Origin of the sequence: Bergeyella porcorum (assembly GCF_042427575.1) — a bacterium.
In the GTDB taxonomy this organism is placed as follows: Bacteria; Bacteroidota; Bacteroidia; order Flavobacteriales; family Weeksellaceae; genus Bergeyella; species Bergeyella porcorum.
This window is the reverse complement of the sequence record NZ_JBHMFD010000022.1, coordinates 1-17229: the sequence shown is the minus strand read 5'-3', so window position 1 is coordinate 17229 and position 17229 is coordinate 1. Positions and strand designations below refer to the sequence as shown.

The window sequence follows — 17229 nt, the reverse complement described above, 5'->3', positions numbered from 1 at the left end:
ATTCCCTCTGGTTGTTCAGAAATTATTTTCATTAATAATAACTGAATTTACGAAATGCAAATCTAATAGCAGTCGAAGGCTTGTATTTCAAATCTTTTAAAGAACACATTACTCTTTCCTAAAACCACGGCAGGTTTTCCTAAAAAGCAAGCTTGGTTTTACCCAAAAGCAGGCTTGGTTTTTTAGCATCGATACTTTATGGAAAGTAAATAGGTGGTGTCTCCAAAATTTGTTCCCCAAAAAGGAATGAAAAGTTGCTTTAAAAAGTAATTTGAAGTGATTATTTTATTTGTTTTTAATAGTATAAAGATGGTTGTTCCAAAAGCTCAAATACCTAAAAAAATACCCTTCCAAATAAAATCAGAAGGGTAGTGTTTGGGGAAATCGTTGGGTTATCCTTTATTGGGTATCCACGCTTCAAAAAACGCTTTTACCTTGTCGAAGTCATAGCCTTTGTCTTTTTCTAAAACGCCGCTTTCTTGGATGTGGATTTTCTTCCCATCGCTATCCAAAATAATGAAGAACGGATAGCCATACTTTTCGCCAGGTTTTAGGTATTTTGCAAAGACCTTTTCGTTTTTGTTATCTGGAGAATAGTTGAGGTGGTAATACACATAGTTGGCATCTACAAGGTTTTTCAGCTCGGGAGTAGTTTTCACATAATGATTAAACCTTAGACACCAGATACACCAGTTGCCTCCTGCCTGTATCATTACATTTTTGCCTTCAGCTTTGGCTTGTTTTAGGATTTCCTTTAGCTTAGCTTCGGCATTTTCGGCAGGGTTGTAAGGTTTTTCAAAACCAGCCTTTTCCTGTTCTAGTTGTTTCTTTCTCTGGGCAATGGCGGCAGCTTTTTCTTCTTCGGAAAGTGTTTTTTCAGTGGTTTGGGCATACGCCGAAACGGTGAATAGCATCATTGCTAATAGACCTATTTTTGATAATTGTTTTTTCATTTTAAGCATTATTTTTTTTCAAAGATAAAATTTTTGTATAAAAGTTAAAAAAGGGCGTTGTATTAATTGCTAAATTTGTGCCAACTTATGAAACTTCTTATTATCTTATTTAAAGCTGTATCCAAACTGCCTCTAAGCCTGTTGTATAGAGGGGCAGATTTTATATTTTTTCTCAATTATTATGTGGTGGGCTACCGCAAAAAGGTGGTGTATGAGAATCTTAGACGCTCTTTTCCTGAGAAAAAGGAAGCAGAACTAAAACAAATTCAGAAAAAATTCTTTCGCAATTTTTCAGATTATATTGTAGAAACAGCCAAGCAACTCACCATTTCCGAAACCGAACTGAGGGTGCGTGTGCAGCATATCAATCAAAAAGTGTTTTACGATGCCAAGGCAGAAGGCAAGAATGTGATTTTCCTTGCAGGGCATATTTTCAATTGGGAATGGATTTCGGCATTGGCTACGGTGATTCCTCAGGAGCATTGCTATCCGGTGTATAGAAAGGTGAACAATGATTTTTGGAACGGGCAGATAGAGGATATTCGCAATAGGTTTGGGAATCAGTCTATAGAAGATAAAGAGGTGCTGAGGCATATCTTACGCCATCAGAACGATGGCAACTCGGCGTATATGTTTGTGGCAGACCAATCGCCAACCTCCCATTTGGTAGATGAAGGGCTGGATTTTCTCCATCAGATGACCCCCGTTTTTGTGGGGTATGATAAGATAGCCACGCGTATGGATTTGGCTTTCGTCTACTGCGATATGAAGAAAGTAAAACGCGGGTATTATCAAGTAAATTATCACAGAATTTATCCAGATGGTGAGCGGTTTCAGCCATTTGAAGTCGTTCGGAAATTTCATCAATTATTAGAAAAAACCATTCAAAAAGCACCAGATAATTACCTTTGGTCTCACCGAAAATGGAAAAATAGCCATTTTGTAAAAACTAATATAAGCGAAAAATAATGACAGTTGCAATTGCGATATTAACTTGGAATGGAAAACATTGGCTTGAGAAATTTTTGCCCAATGTGCTTCAGCATTCCCAAGGGGCGGATGTCTATGTGATAGACAATGCTTCTACAGATGATACCCTTCCGTTTTTAGCGGAACATTTCCCGATGGTAAAGGTGATTAAAAATGATAAGAACTATGGTTTTGCAGCGGGATACAATGAGGGATTAAAACACATTGCTGCAGAGGTCTATTGCCTGCTCAATTCGGATGTGGAAGTTACAGAAGGTTGGCTTTTGCCTGTGCTTGATTGCTTTCAAAGAAATGAGAATATCGCTGCCGTACAACCCAAAATACTGTCTTATCATCACCGAAATCGGTTTGAATTTGCAGGGGCGGCAGGTGGGCAGATAGACCATTTGGGCTATCCTTATTGCAGAGGTAGGGTCTTTGATGTATGCGAAGAAGACCAAGGGCAATATGATGATGAGGTGGAGGTGTTTTGGGCATCGGGCTGTGCGTTCTTCATCAGAAGCCGAGATTTTTGGGAGGAAAAAGGTTTTGATGCGCGTTTTTTTGCCCATCAAGAAGAGATAGACTTATGCTGGCGATTGCAAAATAAAGGACGGAAAATTTTCTACACGTACCGCTCTGTAGTATATCACGTAGGAGGTGGCACACTCAATAAGCAAAATCCCCAAAAGACGTATCTTAACTTTCGCAACAATCTCTCTATGATGCTGAAAAATTTACCATTTCCACAGTTAGTTCCTCTGATATTTTTCAGGTTGTGTTTAGATGGCGTAGCAGGCATTCGGTTTGGAATTAAAGACGGGATTTCTCATCTTTGGGCGGTGGTACGGTCGCACTTTGGTTTTTACGCTCAAGTTCCCGAAACGTGGAAGCGGCGTGGGAAATATCAGATGAAAGAGTACTATCAAACCCGATGGTTGGTTTTTAAACATTTTTTGTCTAAGAAATAAATCTAAAAGGTTGAAGAAAAATGAATACCAATGTTGTTAAAAACTTTTCAAAAGTAAAACCAATAGCATTTCTCATTCCAATAGGGATTTTGCTACTCTTGTGGATTTACCTTTATCTGAATGATGGATTGTCGCAGGAAGGCTATATCCAAGTGCAGAAAGATTGGTTTTTAAAACTGAATGGCTGGCTGTCTCAGTTTCCTGATTTTCAAAACAATGCTACGCAAATGGGTGATGCACTGGTGTTTTTATCCATTTTGAGTGTTTTTGTGATTCTCACACCGAGGGTATGGGAAGCATTGATTTCGGGGTCTTTGGTATCTTTGGTGCTTTCTGCTGTTTTGAAAAAAATATTCTCTGTGCCAAGACCTGCCGCCGCCTTAGGGGAAGAGCATTGCGTGATTATCGGAAAGATTCTGAAAGGACACAATAGCTTGCCTTCGGGGCATTCCATCACGGCTTTTACCATCATTATGGTATTGCTATACGCTTTTATGCCTTCGCAGAGGTGGCTCCGCTGGCTATGGTGTGTAGGGATGCTGGTGCTGGGTGTGGTCTTTGTGTCTAGTAGGGTAGGCGTAGGGGCTCATTATCCTTTGGATACCTTGGTGGGTGCTTGTGTAGGCTTTATTTCTGCACTTTCTGGGATTTACATTTGTATGAAATCCAGATTTCTAAGATGGATAGAGCAGAAGAGGTTTTATCCGCTTTTCATTATTGCGTTTTCGGGAGGTTTGTTGGCTTTGATAAACAAAATGACTCAAGAGCATCTTTTAATCTACTATATTGCAGGGGTAGGATTGCTGGTGGCTCTTTATAAAATGATTTTAAACTATGTTAAAAAATAAAATACCTTTAACGCACTTTGCATTCATTCTTAGTGTGCTTACTTTTTTGTTTTTCCACTATCCATTTTTTCGATTTGTAGTAGAAAATGTAGGGGTGAAAAGTTTCAGTGGCGTGTTGCTTGTTGCCAGTTTGGTAGTGGTGATGCTAGTAGCCAATGCCTTTGCCTATTATCTGTTTCTTTTCATTAATAGGATTTTTGGAAAGGTTTTATTGGTGCTTACGTTCATTATCAATGCCATTGCATTCTATTTTGTGAATACCTATAGCGTGATTATTGATGAAAGTATGATTGGCAATGTATTTAATACCAATTATGAAGAGTCTAGCAGTTATTTTTCCTTAGGATTTGTATTGTATGTATTGCTTTTAGGAATTTTGCCAAGTATTTACATTGTCAAAGCCCGTGTGGAGCCTACTACCGTTAAGCGATTTTTCAAAACCATAGGGCTCGCTTTGGGATTTTTACTGCTTATGGCTTTCGTCAATGCGATGAACTGGCTTTGGATAGATAAAAACTCCAAAAAGTTGGGCGGTTTGGCAATGCCTTGGTCTTATTCTGTGAATACGGCACTGTATTTCAAGCATCAGAAAGAGAAGAATCAAAAAGAAATTTTATTGCCCAATGCCACTATTGGAGATGATGAAAAAAGCATTGTTGTTTTGGTGATTGGAGAATCTGCCCGAAGCCAAAATTTCTCGCTTTATGGCTATAAAAAAGATACCAATCCGCTGCTTTCTGCTACGGAAAATGTACACCATTTCCCTGCAACTTCTTGTGCTACATATACTACGGCGGGGGTTAAGTGTATTTTGGAACACGAAAACACGAGCGATTTATACGAAATACTGCCCAATTATCTCTACCGAAACGATGTGGAAGTGATCTGGCGAACCACCAATTGGGGCGAACCACCTTTGCACATCAAAAACTTTATGAACAAAGAGGCTTTGACGAAAAACTGCAAGGGGGAAGATTGCGGCTATGATGGTATTTTGCTTACGGGGTTGAAGGAGCAGATTGCCGCCAGTCCGAAGAATAAACTATTGGTGGTTTTGCATACCAGCACCAGCCACGGGCCTACCTACAGCAAGAAATATCCGAAGGCATTTGAGAAGTTTTCTCCCGTGTGCAATAGTGTAGAAGTAGCACAGTGTACATCGGAAGAGCTCATCAATGCGTATGACAATACCATAGTATATACAGATTATCTGCTGCACCGCGTGATAGAGGAGCTGAAGCACTTGCCAGAATACAAGAGTACAATGCTTTATGTGTCCGATCACGGAGAATCTCTCGGGGAGAAAAACCTCTATATGCACGGTTTACCGATGAGCTTGGCACCAAAAGAGCAGTACGAAATTCCGTTCATTGTTTGGACATCTGCCAATGCCAACAAAAAACTTAAAGCTAATGAACAACTCTCTCAAAATCACGTTTTTCATAGTGTTTTGAACTTCTTAAACATCAAAAGTCCTATCTATAAAGAAGAAATGAATATCTTTGAATAGTAATTTTTGAAAAAATATGATTAAAAGTATTATAAAAGGGATTGGACATTATGTCCCAGAACATATTGTTACCAATGAAGATTTGGCTCAAAGAATGACCACTAGTGATGAGTGGATTACGGAGCGAACGGGCATTAAGGAAAGAAGACATCGTAAAAATAGATATGACGCAGAGGAAACCACAGCTTATCTTGGTTTCAGAGCAGCGGAAAAAGCCATTGCCAATGCAGGACTTACCGCAGAGGATATAGACTATATCATTTTTGCAACATTGTCGCCAGATTATTATTTTCCAGGTTGTGGCGTGCAGCTTCAGGAGATGTTGGGATGCAATACTGTAGGCGCTTTGGATGTGAGAAATCAATGCTCAGGGTTTGTCTATGCAATGAGTGTGGCTAATGCCTTTATCAAATCGGGGGCGTATAAGAATATCTTGGTTGTAGGGGCAGAGATTCATTCGTTTGGATTAGACTTTTCAGACGAGGGTAGAGGGGTTTCCGTAATATTTGGTGATGGGGCAGGTGCTATTGTGCTTTCGGCTACAGAAGCTGAGGAGGCGGGGGATATTTTGGCTTTCAATATGCACTCCGAAGGAAAGTATGCTGAGGAACTTTGTGTAAAATTTCCTGGAACCAAATACGGCTGGAGCGATAGGTTGCTAAAAGAACCAGAAGCCATTACCAGTCAAGAGATTTATCCATTGATGAATGGCAATTTTGTCTTCAAGCACGCTGTAACGCGTTTCCCTGAAACGATGTTGGAAGCTTTGGAAAAAGCAGGAAAAACCATTGAGGATTTGGCTCTATTTATTCCACATCAAGCCAATTTGAGAATTGCTCAGTTTATTCAGAATAAGATGAATCTACCAGAGGAAAAAGTGTTTAATAATATCCAGAAATACGGCAACACTACGGCGGCATCCATTCCATTGGCTTTAAGCGAAGCCATTGAAAGTGGCGCAGTAAAGCGAGGTGACTTGGTATTATTATCCGCCTTTGGAAGTGGATTCACTTGGGGGTCTGTCCTTTTTGAGTTTTAGAAATGTTGGATTGGTGGTTTTGGTCTGTTCACAAGTCCAAAACCATCAACTGACAACCGACAACAATCAGCTAACATTAAGGTGTGAAAAACTACTATTACTTTCTTGGAATTGATTATAATGCTTCTGATGAAGACATTAAGAAAGCCTATCGGAAGTTGTCTATGAAATATCATCCTGATAAAAACGAGGGTGATGATTTTTTCGTAGAGCGATTTCGGGAAGTGCAGGAAGCTTATGAAGTGCTGATAGATGCCGAACGAAGAAAGATGTATAATGCCAGTTTTGAAAATGCTTTGAAAACACAGCGGAGTACTTTACCACCTGAAATACAATCTTTTTCCGTAGATAAAATACGAGTGAAGAAAGGAGAACCTATTACGATTTATTGGAAAACCACCAATGCCGATGTGGTGAAAATAATGCCATTTGGCTTGGAAAAACCTTCTGGTGAAAGAACATTTAAAATCACGGAGTTTAATGATGGGAAATTTCAGCTTTTGCTTCACGCCCAGAATACAATGCTCAGAAAAACCGTGGTAAAAGGGATTCTCATTACAGAACTGAAAAGTGGAGAAGTGCAGCACTCCACACCAGAAGCTCAAGGGAAATCCACCGAAAGTGCCAATGAATCTAAAATGTCCCTAAAAGTATTTTTATTGCTATTGGCTACGATTTTTATCCTTTTAGCAATGTACCTGATGTTAAACTCTTAGCGAAGACTTAGACGGGTTTATGCCATTTTTAATCTTCCAGGGCATTTTTTGCATCGTTTTCCTTTTTTAAACTTTTTGCAACATTTCTTTTTATCGCAATACAATGTCTCATTAGCCGAATATGCAGGAGCTAAAGGAGCTATCTTAAAGGGTGTTATGTTTGTAATCATACTGCAAATATAAAATCTATTTAGAATAAATACAAATAAAATTTTTAAATTTTTACTTTTTTTAGTAGGGGAAAAAATAGTGTTGCAGACCACTTTAAAAAATCGTACTTTTACGCATCGAAAATTTTAATTAAATCAAATAATTAAGTAATATATGAATACAACGCAGTTTGTAAACCGCCACATTTCTCTGAATGAAGCAGATACACACGCTATGCTAGAGAGAGTGGGCGTTTCTAGTATTGATGAATTGATATCACAGACCATTCCCAATGCTATTCGATTAGAGCAAGATTTAAACATCTCAGCACCTCTTTCGGAAAATGAAATGCTAGCACATTCTAAGGAATTAGCGAGCAATAATTTTGAGTTTGATACCTATATCGGTTTAGGGTATCACAATACCATTTTGCCGTCTGCTATCAAGAGAAATATCTTTGAAAATCCATCTTGGTACACGGCTTACACGCCTTATCAAGCGGAGATTGCCCAGGGAAGATTGGAAGCATTACTCAATTATCAAACCGTTATTACGCATCTTACAGGGTTGCCAATTGCCAACGCTTCATTATTAGATGAATCCACAGCGGCAGCGGAAGCGATGCATATGTTTTTTGGAAGTAGAACCAAAGAGCAAAAGAAAAATGCAAACAAATTTTTCGTTTCAGAATTGGTACTGCCACAGACTATCGCAGTACTAAAAACTAAAGCTGATGGTTTAGGCATCGAAATCGTGGTGGGAGACCATCAGACTTTTGCATTAGATGAGACTTTCTTTGGAGTTCTACTTCAATATCCTGGGAAGAATGGAGTTGTAATAGACTATACAGAAAACATCAAAGCTTATAAAGCCTTAGACCTTCAAGTGGCTGTAGCTTGCGACCCAATGGCTTTGGTAAAACTAAAATCACCTGCCGATATGGGCGCAGATTGTGCGGTGGGAACTTCGCAGAGATTCGGTATTCCGATGGGATATGGAGGACCTCACGCGGCGTTTTTTGCTTGTAAGGAAGATTATAAAAGAGATATTCCTGGAAGAATCATCGGGGTTTCCCAAGATATGTATGGTAAAAGAGCCCTTAGAATGGCTTTGCAAACCAGAGAGCAACACATTAAGAGAGAAAAAGCAACATCCAATATCTGTACAGCACAGGTACTACTAGCAGTAATGGCTGGGATGTATTGCGTATATCACGGGCCTAAAGGATTGGCATATATAGCAGACCAAATCCACTATAAGACTAATGCTTTGGCTAACGCATTGAAAGTCATAGGCTATGATGTAGTAGAGGCTCCGGTATTTGATACAGTGAAAATCAACATCAGCGAAGAGGAGAAAGTGAAGCTCGTGCAGCTGATGAAGGATAGAAAAATTAACCTTAATGCTTTTACCGAGGGTATCATAAGTGTTTCTATCAATGAAACTACCACTTTGGATAAGCTTAATTATCTATTGGAAGCTTTTGCAAGTTTCAAAGGAAAGCAAGCCTTTAAACTAGAGCTGAAAGAAGAATACAGTATTCCACAAGATTTGCTAAGAAAAGATGAAATCTTAACGGAAGAGGTTTTCAATAAATACCATACCGAAACCGAGCTGATGAGATACATCAAACGATTGGAAAGAAAAGACTTGTCTTTAACCCATTCTATGATTTCTTTAGGTTCTTGTACGATGAAGCTGAATGCGGCTACGCAAATGTTGCCACTTTCTTGGGGCGAGTGGGGTAATATCCATCCATTTGTACCTGTGGAGCAGGCAGCAGGCTACCAAACAATGATTAGAGAATTAGAAAAAGACCTTTCTGAAATTACAGGTTTTGCGGGAACTTCTCTTCAGCCAAACTCTGGAGCTCAGGGGGAATATGCAGGGCTAATGGTCATCCGTGAATACCACAAATCTAGAGGGGAAGGTCATAGAAATATTGTTTTGATTCCACAATCGGCTCACGGAACCAACCCAGCTTCGGCAGTTCTTGCGGGAATGAAAGTGGTAGTGGTGAAAAACCTTGAAAATGGAGAAATAGATGCTGAGGATTGGAAGGCAAAAGCGGAATTGCATAGAGATAACCTTTCTGCAGCAATGATTACCTATCCATCTACTTATGGCTTCTTTGATGCTAATATTAAGGAGATTATCAAAATCGTTCACGATAATGGCGGTCAAGTATATATGGATGGGGCTAATATGAACGCTCAGGTAGGCTTCACCAGTCCAGGAAATATTGGGGCAGATGTTTGTCACCTCAATCTTCATAAGACCTTTGCTATTCCTCACGGAGGAGGTGGCCCAGGGGTAGGTCCTATCTGTGTAGCAAAACATTTGGTTCCGTTTTTACCTTCTAACCCGAATGTGAAAGTAGGAGGTAGCGAAGCATTGGATGGTATTTCTGCGGCACCTTATGGGTCTGCATTAGTGCTTAATATTTCTTATGCTTACATCAAAATGCTGGGCACAGAAGGGTTGAAAAAATCCACAGGACACGCTATTTTGAACGCTAACTATTTGAAGGAAGTATTAGCAGAGCATTATCCTATTCTTTATCAGAATGAAAACGGAAGGGTAGCACACGAGTGTATTGTAGATTTCCGCCAGTTTAAAACCTTTGGAATAGAAGTAGCTGATGTGGCAAAACGACTGATGGACTATGGTTTCCACGCTCCTACGGTATCTTTCCCAGTAGCTGGTACTTTGATGATAGAGCCTACGGAATCTGAAAGTAAAGAAGAAGTAGATCGTTTTGCAGAAGCTCTTATCAGTATTAAGAAAGAAATAGATGAGGTGGTAAATGGTGAAGCTGATGCTGCTAACAATGTCCTGAAAAATGCACCGCACACTGAGCAAGTTGTAATTTCTGATGCTTGGGACAAACCATACAGTAGAGAGAAGGCGGCTTATCCGCTAGATTGGGTGCGTGAGCGTAAGTTCTTTGCTTCCGTTTCTCGTGTAGATGAAGCGTATGGCGATAGAAATTTGGTTTGTACTTGTGAGCCAATAGAAGCTTATATGTAAGCAATATATTTTAAAATGATTTTTAAGAGAAGCTGTCCGAAAAGTTTTGGACAGCTTTTTTTGATGATCTGTTACGCTTTGCGGGGGAGAGCAGCAAATCGATACCGCCTTGTTTGTATTCCTTAATCCAATTGAGCAGGGTTTTTCTCGTCACACCAAGGTGGGTGGCAACTTCTTCCAATTTTTTATATTGGTCTGACTTGATAAGAATCAAACTTTCTAAGCGTTTAGACAGTTTGTATCCTCTCACCTTAGGTATGTAACTCTTAAGCTCTGCTAGGCTCTCTTTTATCTCAAATGCTCTCTTTCTTCCCATATACGAATACACAAAAATAAGTAAAATAAAAAGGTTCAAATGGTATAACATTTGTTCGTTTAGAAAAAAAACTGTCTTAACAAAAAAGGAGAAATTGAAGATTTGCAGTGTGTAAACTTTCAATTTCTCTTTTAAATGGGTATTTTGAGATTACTTGTTATTGTTTTTCATTTATTAACTTCAAAGCGTATTCTAGACAAACATTTTCGTTGTTCATAAATTGTTTTATTGTTGGGATAACTTCATAATGTGGTTTTACTCCACTTCCAAAAGGTAATTTTGGCTCAACATTCATTACAAATTGTAAAGCTGGAATTGAAATAGTGATTTTTGAATTTGGTAATGTTAGCTCTTTACTATATCCACTTGTATTTCCATAATACCCACCTCCTGTTTCTTGTCCTATAAATGTAGCTAACCCTCGTGAATACATCATATTCGAAAATTCACTTGCACCAGAATAAGTAATAGGGCTAATAATTACATAAACATCACCTTTAAATTTGTTTTTAGGTTCTTTTTTATATGCCATAAGCCCAAGACCTATATTACTTCTTCTCTCAAGACTCCCATCTTTCATTTTCTTATTTGCAAAAATCCTTTCAAAAAAACCAAATGTCTTTAGCATTATTGGTTTATCTATTCCGTTATCAAGTATTGCTTTTTGAGTTTTCACTCTAACTTTTGTATATTTTTGATAATTTTCACCAAAATATGAGTACAATAGACCTTCGTTTCCTTCTGTTCCACCCCCGTTTTTACTTATATCAACGATTAGATTTTTAATATCATTTTCTTTTATTTTAGAGAAACTATTTTTTAAGAATTTTTTCAATGATTTATATTTGCTCCCTTCTTTAATCCTAGAATTATCGAATGTCTCAATAGCTATATATGCGGTCTTTGAATCAATAACTTTGAATTGTAAAGGTTCATTATTTATTTTTTCTTCAGATTTATTAGAATATTTTTTTAAATGGTCATTAATTTTACTAATGGGCAATGAATTGATTGTAACAATTTCAGTAATATTCTTAAATTTCACATTGTAATTTTCAACAACTCCATAATAGTAATAATAGTATTTTGAAAAGTTAAAACCTCTCAAATCACTGAATTTTACAGTTTTGATATAACCATCAGAAGCAAAGAGATTTCCAATTTTAAAAGCAATTTCCTTGGGTGTTTCCCCATTTATTTCTTCGATTTCAAGCATTTCTATTTTTTCAGAATTATCTGATAAGTTTTGAATACAGTAAAGTTTCTCCCCTAAAAAGACAACTGTCAAAGGAAAAAATCGAATATTCTCATTTTTGTTAGTTTCTTCTCTAATATTTTTTGGTAAAGAAATGTCCGTATGGTCTTCTCTTGTTAATGAGACCAAGGGAGCAATTATTTTATGGAACTCAAGAATATTTAAGTCGTCAGAAATTTTTGTTTTTGCATTTTGAAAGGCTAAATCTACACTATCTTTGGGCGTGTACCAATACATACCTGAGTAAAATTTATCCAACCCTTGATACAATAACTCCAAATCTCTATGAAGTTGTTCTTTTTTTATCTTAGGAAATTCTCCAAAATTTTGAGAAAATACAGTTTGCGTTGAAATTATAATTAATAAGATTTTTATTACTATTTTCATTGATAGAGCTTTGAGGAATAATTGTCTACAATAGGCTATTTATACTACCAAATATACAAAATTCCAATTATTCTTTACATCTGATTTATTAGCACTAATTCCTCTTAATAAATAAACAAAAAAAATAAATTGTAAAACATTTCGAAGTTTCCAAAAATTGAGAATATTTAGTACAAATGCTCAATAAAAAATTTCATTTTACGATTTTGTTAGTACTTTGTATGCGTTCGTGTTATTTTAGTCAAGTTTGTAGAATTTTCGAAAAAGCCTCTCTTGAAAACAACGATTATTGATTATTTTCAATATTTTTAATTACAAACTCCAAGGCTTTTTCAGGTTTAACTTCTTGGTCGGGTTTTACGCCGTTCCAATCTTCTGGTTTGGCTCCTTCATTTACAAACTTTACGCTTGATACATATAATCTCAGGTTAGAATTTGGTAATTCATTTTCAACAGAATCACCATAGCAAACAACCCAACCTCCTGTCTCTGTTCCTATTATTTTTCCAATATGATAAGCTTTAATGGTTTGTGCAAAATCACTTGCTGATGAATAAGTTACTCTACTTGTCAATAAAAATAAATTCCCGTCAAACCGATTTTTATGTTTTTCTAACTTTGTAGTGTTTTTTGCATAATGAGCAATTGTTACTTTCCCTAATGGCTCATTTAAAACTCTATCAATTTGATTCAAATACAATGAATCATTCAAAGAATAATTGTTTTTATTTTTCAAAATTTCTTCTTTTTCTGCCTTGATTTTATTGAGAACCTGATTACTTATTTTAATCAAGGTATTATCAGAATATTGTCTAAAATCTGTCCTTGCAAGATATTGCAACAAAACATCTCCAACCGAAGAATTTCCACCCCCATTTTTTCTAATATCAATAATTAAATTCTTAATATTTTTATTTTTAATCTCAGTAAAAGTTGAATCCGCAAAAATCTTCATTTTATCTGGATTTGAAAAAGAATTAAAATCTATTATCGCAGTACTAATTTTAGGAATAATTTCTAATGTATAAGGCTCTTTAGAATAATTTGTGGAGTTTTTTCTATAAAATTCATCTTGAGCAATAAAATCAATCTTTTTTTGAAATTTAGTATTTTTGATTTTATAGGTAATTTTGCAAGACTCTTTTAATCCTAAAACAGTATGAATTAAAAAGCCAAAATCATAGGCTATCCATTCTGCTTTTGTCTGCTTATCTTCTCCAGAAATATATTTAACCAATTCAGAAACAATTTTTTGTGAGGAAACACCATTAATACTTGTTATTTCTGTATTTTGAGGAATTTCTCCTTGTTTTTCAATAATCTTTATATAAGGCTTTTTTAAAGATGTTACCACAGCAAAGGGGAAAACTTTTGGATTTATTTTGTAAAATTCATCGTAGGGAATTTCTAAAAAGGTATGTCCATCCTCAATTTTAGCAACTGTTGGTGCAATATATTTCCAAAATTCAAAAATATCTTTATCTTCTTTTAAGTTTCTCTTTAATTCTAGAATTTCCTTATCAAAATCTTTTTTTGGAAATTTATAATACGGATTAATATGGATTTCGTTAATGTTTTTAACCAAACTATCTATATCTGACTTCATTTGTGAAACAGTTATTTTCTTTTGTTGTCCAAAAATATTTGTAAAACTAAAAGCTAGAATAAATTGAAATAATAATATTTTCTTCATCTTTATTGATTATTTTCGATTTTTTACAATTACCTAATTTGTTCGTACAACACCTCTCAAATATACAAAATTCCGTATATCCCATACATCTGGTTTTTATATGTTTTTTACTTGTATATTTGCGACATGTTTATAAAATAGCATAAATTGAAAGCTATAAAAACAAAATAACTATTATAAAATATTATTTTTCTATTAATGTTAGAACCTTTCAGTATCATTTTAGCACTCTTTGTGCTGATTTCGCTCTTGGTAATGCTAAGCGACAAGATAAAAGTAGCTTACCCTATCCTATTGGTTTTCGCAGGATTAGCTCTTTGTTTTATTCCCAATACACCTCAGGTGAAAATAGACCCCAATCTTATTTTTATCATTTTTCTACCGCCGTTGCTCTACGAGGCGGCTTGGGCAAACTCGTGGAAAGAGATTTACAAATGGCGTAGAATCATTGGGAGTTTTGCTTTTATTGTGGTGTTTCTCACAGCCGTTGCCGTGGCAATTGTTACCAATTGGTTGATTCCTGGTTTTCCTTTGGTATTAGGTTTTTTGCTGGGCGGTGTGGTATCGCCACCCGATGCGGTGAGTGCTGGAGCTATTCTCAAATTTGTGAAAGTACCAAAGCGTATTGCTACCATTTTGGAAGGTGAAAGTTTGTTTAACGATGCTTCTTCACTCATCATTATGCGTTTTGCTTTGATTGCCGTTAGCACAGGGCAGTTTATCTGGCAGCAGGCAATGACGAGTTTTGCGTGGATGATTTTCGGAGGTATTGGCATCGGGATACTCATTGCGTTTGTCTTTTCTTTTGCACATAAAAGATTGCCTACCAATGCCAATATTGATGTGATTTTCACGCTTGTGGCTCCTTATATCATGTATATTGCAGCGGAAGAATTACACGCTTCGGGGGTAATGTCTGTCGTATGCGGAGGGTTGTATTTGTCTAATGTGCAATACAGTTTTTTAGATAGTTCGTCTCGTATTCAAGGAATTGCCGTATGGAAGAGTTTTACCTTTTTGCTCAACGGGATGGTGTTTTTGCTCATAGGGCTAGATATGCCAGAGATTATGTCGGGACTTCGCACAGACGGCATCGATTTTTGGAAAGCCACAGGATACGGACTGGTAGTAACGGTGGTGCTGATTATCGGGAGGTTATTAGCAGCCTACGGAGCCATTTTCGTTACCAAAATAATGAGCAACTTTATCACCGTAGCCGATACGCGAACCGATTTTAAAGCTCCTGCCGTAGTCGGCTGGGCAGGAATGCGTGGGGTGGTGTCATTGGCGGCAGCTCTTTCTATTCCTCTCACGCTGGAAGATGGCAGTGCATTTCCGTTTCGCAGTTTGATTTTGTACATCACCTTTGTGGTGATTTTGGTTACATTGGTTTTCCAAGGGCTTACGCTGCCTTATCTGATTAAGGTTTTGAAACTGAAAGACTATAACGACCATATTTCGGAAGAAGAAACCGAAAACATCATTTTCCAAACCATTCGCAAAGCTACGCAGGAGTTTATAGAATCAACACCCGACCATAGGTGCCAAAATCCGCAACTAAAAAGAATAGCGGATTTTTGGCTAAAAGATATGGAAGATGAAAACCAAACCGAACGCCTAATGTCTGAAGAAACAAAAGAGATTTTGAGCGAGTTGATAGAGTATCAACGCTCGGCATTGGTTGGGCTAAACAAAGAACGCAAAGACATAGAGGAAGAAATCATCCGTGAGTATATCTACCGTTTGGACTTGACAGAACAGAGAATGAGGTGATGCCTCTCTTTTAATATTACTCTCTGTAATCTTCCACTTTTGAGTGTTACCAAAAGTGGGAGGATTACAAGTTTTTTATTTATTAAAGAATTTTCCAGCAAATAAAAAATTCGTTTTTGGCGGAATAGAAGCACAAACTTTCAATTTTGTACTTTAGCCCCGCTTTTGGCAATACAATGTTATGCGAAGTTTTTATTTTTGATAATTTTGAATAAATTTTTCCCCAATAAATATTGCGAATTTTTTCAATTCCGATGTTGTAAATTCAACTTCAAAATCTTTAATTCCAGCACTATTGTGATTCCAAATACGAATTCCTTTCCAATGTTCATTATCACTTGTAGCCATTAAATTTTGATGAGCAATCCCATTTCGTAAAAAACGTATAAACTGTTTTAACGTAAGGTTTTTTATTTGTTCAAATTTGTCAATATTTAATGTGTTTTGAATCTTTAATACGCTGTCTAACTGATTTATTAAAGACTTCTTATTAATTTCTTCTTTTATTTTTTTATTCATCGCATTAATATTCAGAATCGCAATAGTTTTCGGTATAAAAGGAATTATTTCTTCATTTAATAATTTTGTTTTCGAAAAATATTCTTCATTTTCAATATTTTCATTAGTTGCAATAATCAAACCTAAAAGACAATTCAATAAAAAAGTAACTTCAAGTTTTTTTAATTTCATTTCTTCAAATGAATTATTTACTAATAATAAAGTTCTTTCTACAAATTCTATGGGATATTCTTTAGTTATCATTATTTGAATAATTTTATGATACAATAAAATTTTAGTATCTTAAATTGTCCTTTATTGTGTTATTAGCTCTAGTTCTAACATGTCCTTCTACAACAGTACCATTTGATTTTTCGTAGGCTCTCACATCAATCAAGTCTGGATTGTGATTTGGGTTAATATCATTAATAATATTATACTCAGGTTTTGATAATTCAATTTTATTTTTTATTGCTTCATATTCTTCCAATACTTTTGACGTGTAATCAGGTCTATTATTCCAGTAATTAACCTCATTTTCAATTAATATTTTTTCAATTTCAAGCCTTAGGAGTTGTTTCATTTGATAATCATAAATTGTTTGATAGTTATTTTCAATTTTAGGTGTGCTATCAATGTTAAAATTGGAACTATCTATGAAGTATTCACTTTCAATAAAATCATTTTGATTTATTGAGTCTAAAAAAACTTCGTCTGGCTCATTTGTATTTTCAGTAACATAGTTTTGGTTCAAATTATTTAACGAATCTAAATTTACTGGGTACGAAATTTCATTCTTTTGTTTATTACAACTTATAGATAATAATATTAATGTGATGGAAAAATATTTCAACATAATCTGTATTTTAAAATTGCTGCTAATAACGCCCAAATATACGAACATTCGTTTATTTTGCACAAATATATTGTGCATTTATTTTATTTACATCACTGTATAATATTAATTAACAGTTTCTTTCCAAAGTAGAGCGTTTTTATTTCCACCTTACGGAAAACTTCTTTCATTTTGCAAAGAAAACTTTCCATCAAAACAAAATCAGCATCTTATATTATTTTTTTTACTATATTTGGGTGATTAATCTTTTAATATTTAAGCTTAT

Annotated in this window: 14 protein-coding genes; 8 read left to right on the top strand and 6 right to left on the bottom strand. The window is 35.9% G+C overall.

What is annotated here, in order from left to right; translation table 11 throughout:
- Positions 1 to 392: 392 nt before the first annotated feature.
- Positions 393 to 953, bottom strand: a complete 561-nt coding sequence (locus tag ACFFUE_RS10480; protein WP_376835144.1) for a thioredoxin family protein — start codon at positions 951 to 953, stop codon at positions 393 to 395.
- Positions 954 to 1040: 87 nt separating this feature from the next.
- Between ACFFUE_RS10480 and ACFFUE_RS10475 the strand changes: the two genes are divergently transcribed.
- From ACFFUE_RS10475 to gcvP, 7 genes are all read left to right on the top strand, one after another.
- Positions 1041 to 1922, top strand: a complete 882-nt coding sequence (locus tag ACFFUE_RS10475) for a lysophospholipid acyltransferase family protein (RefSeq protein WP_376835142.1) — start codon at positions 1041 to 1043, stop codon at positions 1920 to 1922.
- Positions 1922 to 2893, top strand: a complete 972-nt coding sequence (locus ACFFUE_RS10470) for a glycosyltransferase family 2 protein (protein WP_376835140.1) — start codon at positions 1922 to 1924, stop codon at positions 2891 to 2893. Before ACFFUE_RS10475 ends, ACFFUE_RS10470 begins: the two co-directional genes overlap by 1 nt.
- A gap of 20 nt (positions 2894 to 2913) precedes the next feature.
- Positions 2914 to 3741, top strand: a complete 828-nt coding sequence (locus ACFFUE_RS10465; protein WP_376835138.1) for a phosphatase PAP2 family protein — start codon at positions 2914 to 2916, stop codon at positions 3739 to 3741.
- Positions 3728 to 5251 carry a phosphoethanolamine--lipid A transferase EptA gene (gene eptA / locus ACFFUE_RS10460; protein WP_376835136.1) on the top strand — a complete coding sequence of 508 codons (1524 nt, stop codon included), beginning with the start codon at positions 3728 to 3730 and terminating at the stop codon, positions 5249 to 5251. The genes ACFFUE_RS10465 and eptA overlap by 14 nt, the downstream gene beginning before the upstream one ends.
- Before the next feature lie 16 nt (positions 5252 to 5267).
- The gene (locus tag ACFFUE_RS10455; RefSeq protein ID WP_376835134.1) at positions 5268 to 6290 is read left to right on the top strand and encodes a 3-oxoacyl-ACP synthase III family protein; all 1023 of its coding nucleotides are present in this window, start codon (positions 5268 to 5270) and stop codon (positions 6288 to 6290) included.
- A gap of 83 nt (positions 6291 to 6373) precedes the next feature.
- Positions 6374 to 7006 carry a J domain-containing protein gene (locus ACFFUE_RS10450; protein WP_376835132.1) on the top strand — a complete coding sequence of 211 codons (633 nt, stop codon included), beginning with the start codon at positions 6374 to 6376 and terminating at the stop codon, positions 7004 to 7006.
- A gap of 324 nt (positions 7007 to 7330) precedes the next feature.
- Positions 7331 to 10186, top strand: coding sequence for an aminomethyl-transferring glycine dehydrogenase (gene gcvP / locus ACFFUE_RS10445; RefSeq protein ID WP_376835130.1), 2856 nt, complete (start codon positions 7331 to 7333; stop codon positions 10184 to 10186).
- 22 nt (positions 10187 to 10208) lie between these two features.
- Here gcvP and ACFFUE_RS10440 read toward each other — a convergent pair whose 3' ends face one another.
- The 3 genes from ACFFUE_RS10440 to ACFFUE_RS10430 form a co-directional block, all read right to left on the bottom strand.
- Positions 10209 to 10502, bottom strand: a complete 294-nt coding sequence (locus ACFFUE_RS10440) for a helix-turn-helix domain-containing protein (RefSeq protein WP_376835128.1) — start codon at positions 10500 to 10502, stop codon at positions 10209 to 10211.
- A gap of 157 nt (positions 10503 to 10659) precedes the next feature.
- Positions 10660 to 12144 carry a S41 family peptidase gene (locus tag ACFFUE_RS10435; protein ID WP_376835126.1) on the bottom strand — a complete coding sequence of 495 codons (1485 nt, stop codon included), beginning with the start codon at positions 12142 to 12144 and terminating at the stop codon, positions 10660 to 10662.
- Between the two features lie 286 nt (positions 12145 to 12430).
- Positions 12431 to 13837 (bottom strand): S41 family peptidase, encoded by a 1407-nt coding sequence (locus tag ACFFUE_RS10430; protein ID WP_376835124.1) that lies wholly within the window; start codon positions 13835 to 13837, stop codon positions 12431 to 12433.
- Positions 13838 to 14035: 198 nt separating this feature from the next.
- On the opposite strand from ACFFUE_RS10430, the gene ACFFUE_RS10425 reads away from it, so the two are divergent.
- A complete protein-coding gene (locus ACFFUE_RS10425) occupies positions 14036 to 15610 on the top strand; it encodes a Na+/H+ antiporter (protein ID WP_376835122.1) in 1575 nt (524 codons plus the stop codon).
- Positions 15611 to 15802: 192 nt separating this feature from the next.
- Here the strand turns inward: ACFFUE_RS10425 and ACFFUE_RS10420 are convergent, their stop codons facing one another.
- Together ACFFUE_RS10420 and ACFFUE_RS10415 are read right to left on the bottom strand one after the other, a co-directional pair.
- A complete protein-coding gene (locus ACFFUE_RS10420; protein ID WP_376835120.1) occupies positions 15803 to 16372 on the bottom strand; it encodes a HEPN family nuclease in 570 nt (189 codons plus the stop codon).
- A gap of 31 nt (positions 16373 to 16403) precedes the next feature.
- A complete protein-coding gene (locus ACFFUE_RS10415; RefSeq protein WP_376835118.1) occupies positions 16404 to 16964 on the bottom strand; it encodes a hypothetical protein in 561 nt (186 codons plus the stop codon).
- Positions 16965 to 17229: the final 265 nt, after the last annotated feature.

Bases quoted from the DNA above. Each gene is read 5' to 3' on its own strand.
- ACFFUE_RS10440 (WP_376835128.1), bottom strand. From the start codon at position 10,502: ATGGGAAGAAAGAGAGCATTTGAGATAAAAGAGAGCCTAGCAGAGCTT.
- ACFFUE_RS10430 (WP_376835124.1), bottom strand. From the start codon at position 13,837: ATGAAGAAAATATTATTATTTCAATTTATTCTAGCTTTTAGTTTTACA.
- ACFFUE_RS10435 (WP_376835126.1), bottom strand. From the start codon at position 12,144: ATGAAAATAGTAATAAAAATCTTATTAATTATAATTTCAACGCAAACT.
- ACFFUE_RS10420 (WP_376835120.1), bottom strand. From the start codon at position 16,372: ATGATAACTAAAGAATATCCCATAGAATTTGTAGAAAGAACTTTATTA.
- ACFFUE_RS10465 (WP_376835138.1), top strand. From the start codon at position 2,914: ATGAATACCAATGTTGTTAAAAACTTTTCAAAAGTAAAACCAATAGCA.
- ACFFUE_RS10455 (WP_376835134.1), top strand. From the start codon at position 5,268: ATGATTAAAAGTATTATAAAAGGGATTGGACATTATGTCCCAGAACAT.
- eptA (WP_376835136.1), top strand. From the start codon at position 3,728: ATGTTAAAAAATAAAATACCTTTAACGCACTTTGCATTCATTCTTAGT.
- ACFFUE_RS10475 (WP_376835142.1), top strand. From the start codon at position 1,041: ATGAAACTTCTTATTATCTTATTTAAAGCTGTATCCAAACTGCCTCTA.
- ACFFUE_RS10425 (WP_376835122.1), top strand. From the start codon at position 14,036: ATGTTAGAACCTTTCAGTATCATTTTAGCACTCTTTGTGCTGATTTCG.
- ACFFUE_RS10470 (WP_376835140.1), top strand. From the start codon at position 1,922: ATGACAGTTGCAATTGCGATATTAACTTGGAATGGAAAACATTGGCTT.
- gcvP (WP_376835130.1), top strand. From the start codon at position 7,331: ATGAATACAACGCAGTTTGTAAACCGCCACATTTCTCTGAATGAAGCA.
- ACFFUE_RS10415 (WP_376835118.1), bottom strand. From the start codon at position 16,964: ATGTTGAAATATTTTTCCATCACATTAATATTATTATCTATAAGTTGT.
- ACFFUE_RS10480 (WP_376835144.1), bottom strand. From the start codon at position 953: ATGAAAAAACAATTATCAAAAATAGGTCTATTAGCAATGATGCTATTC.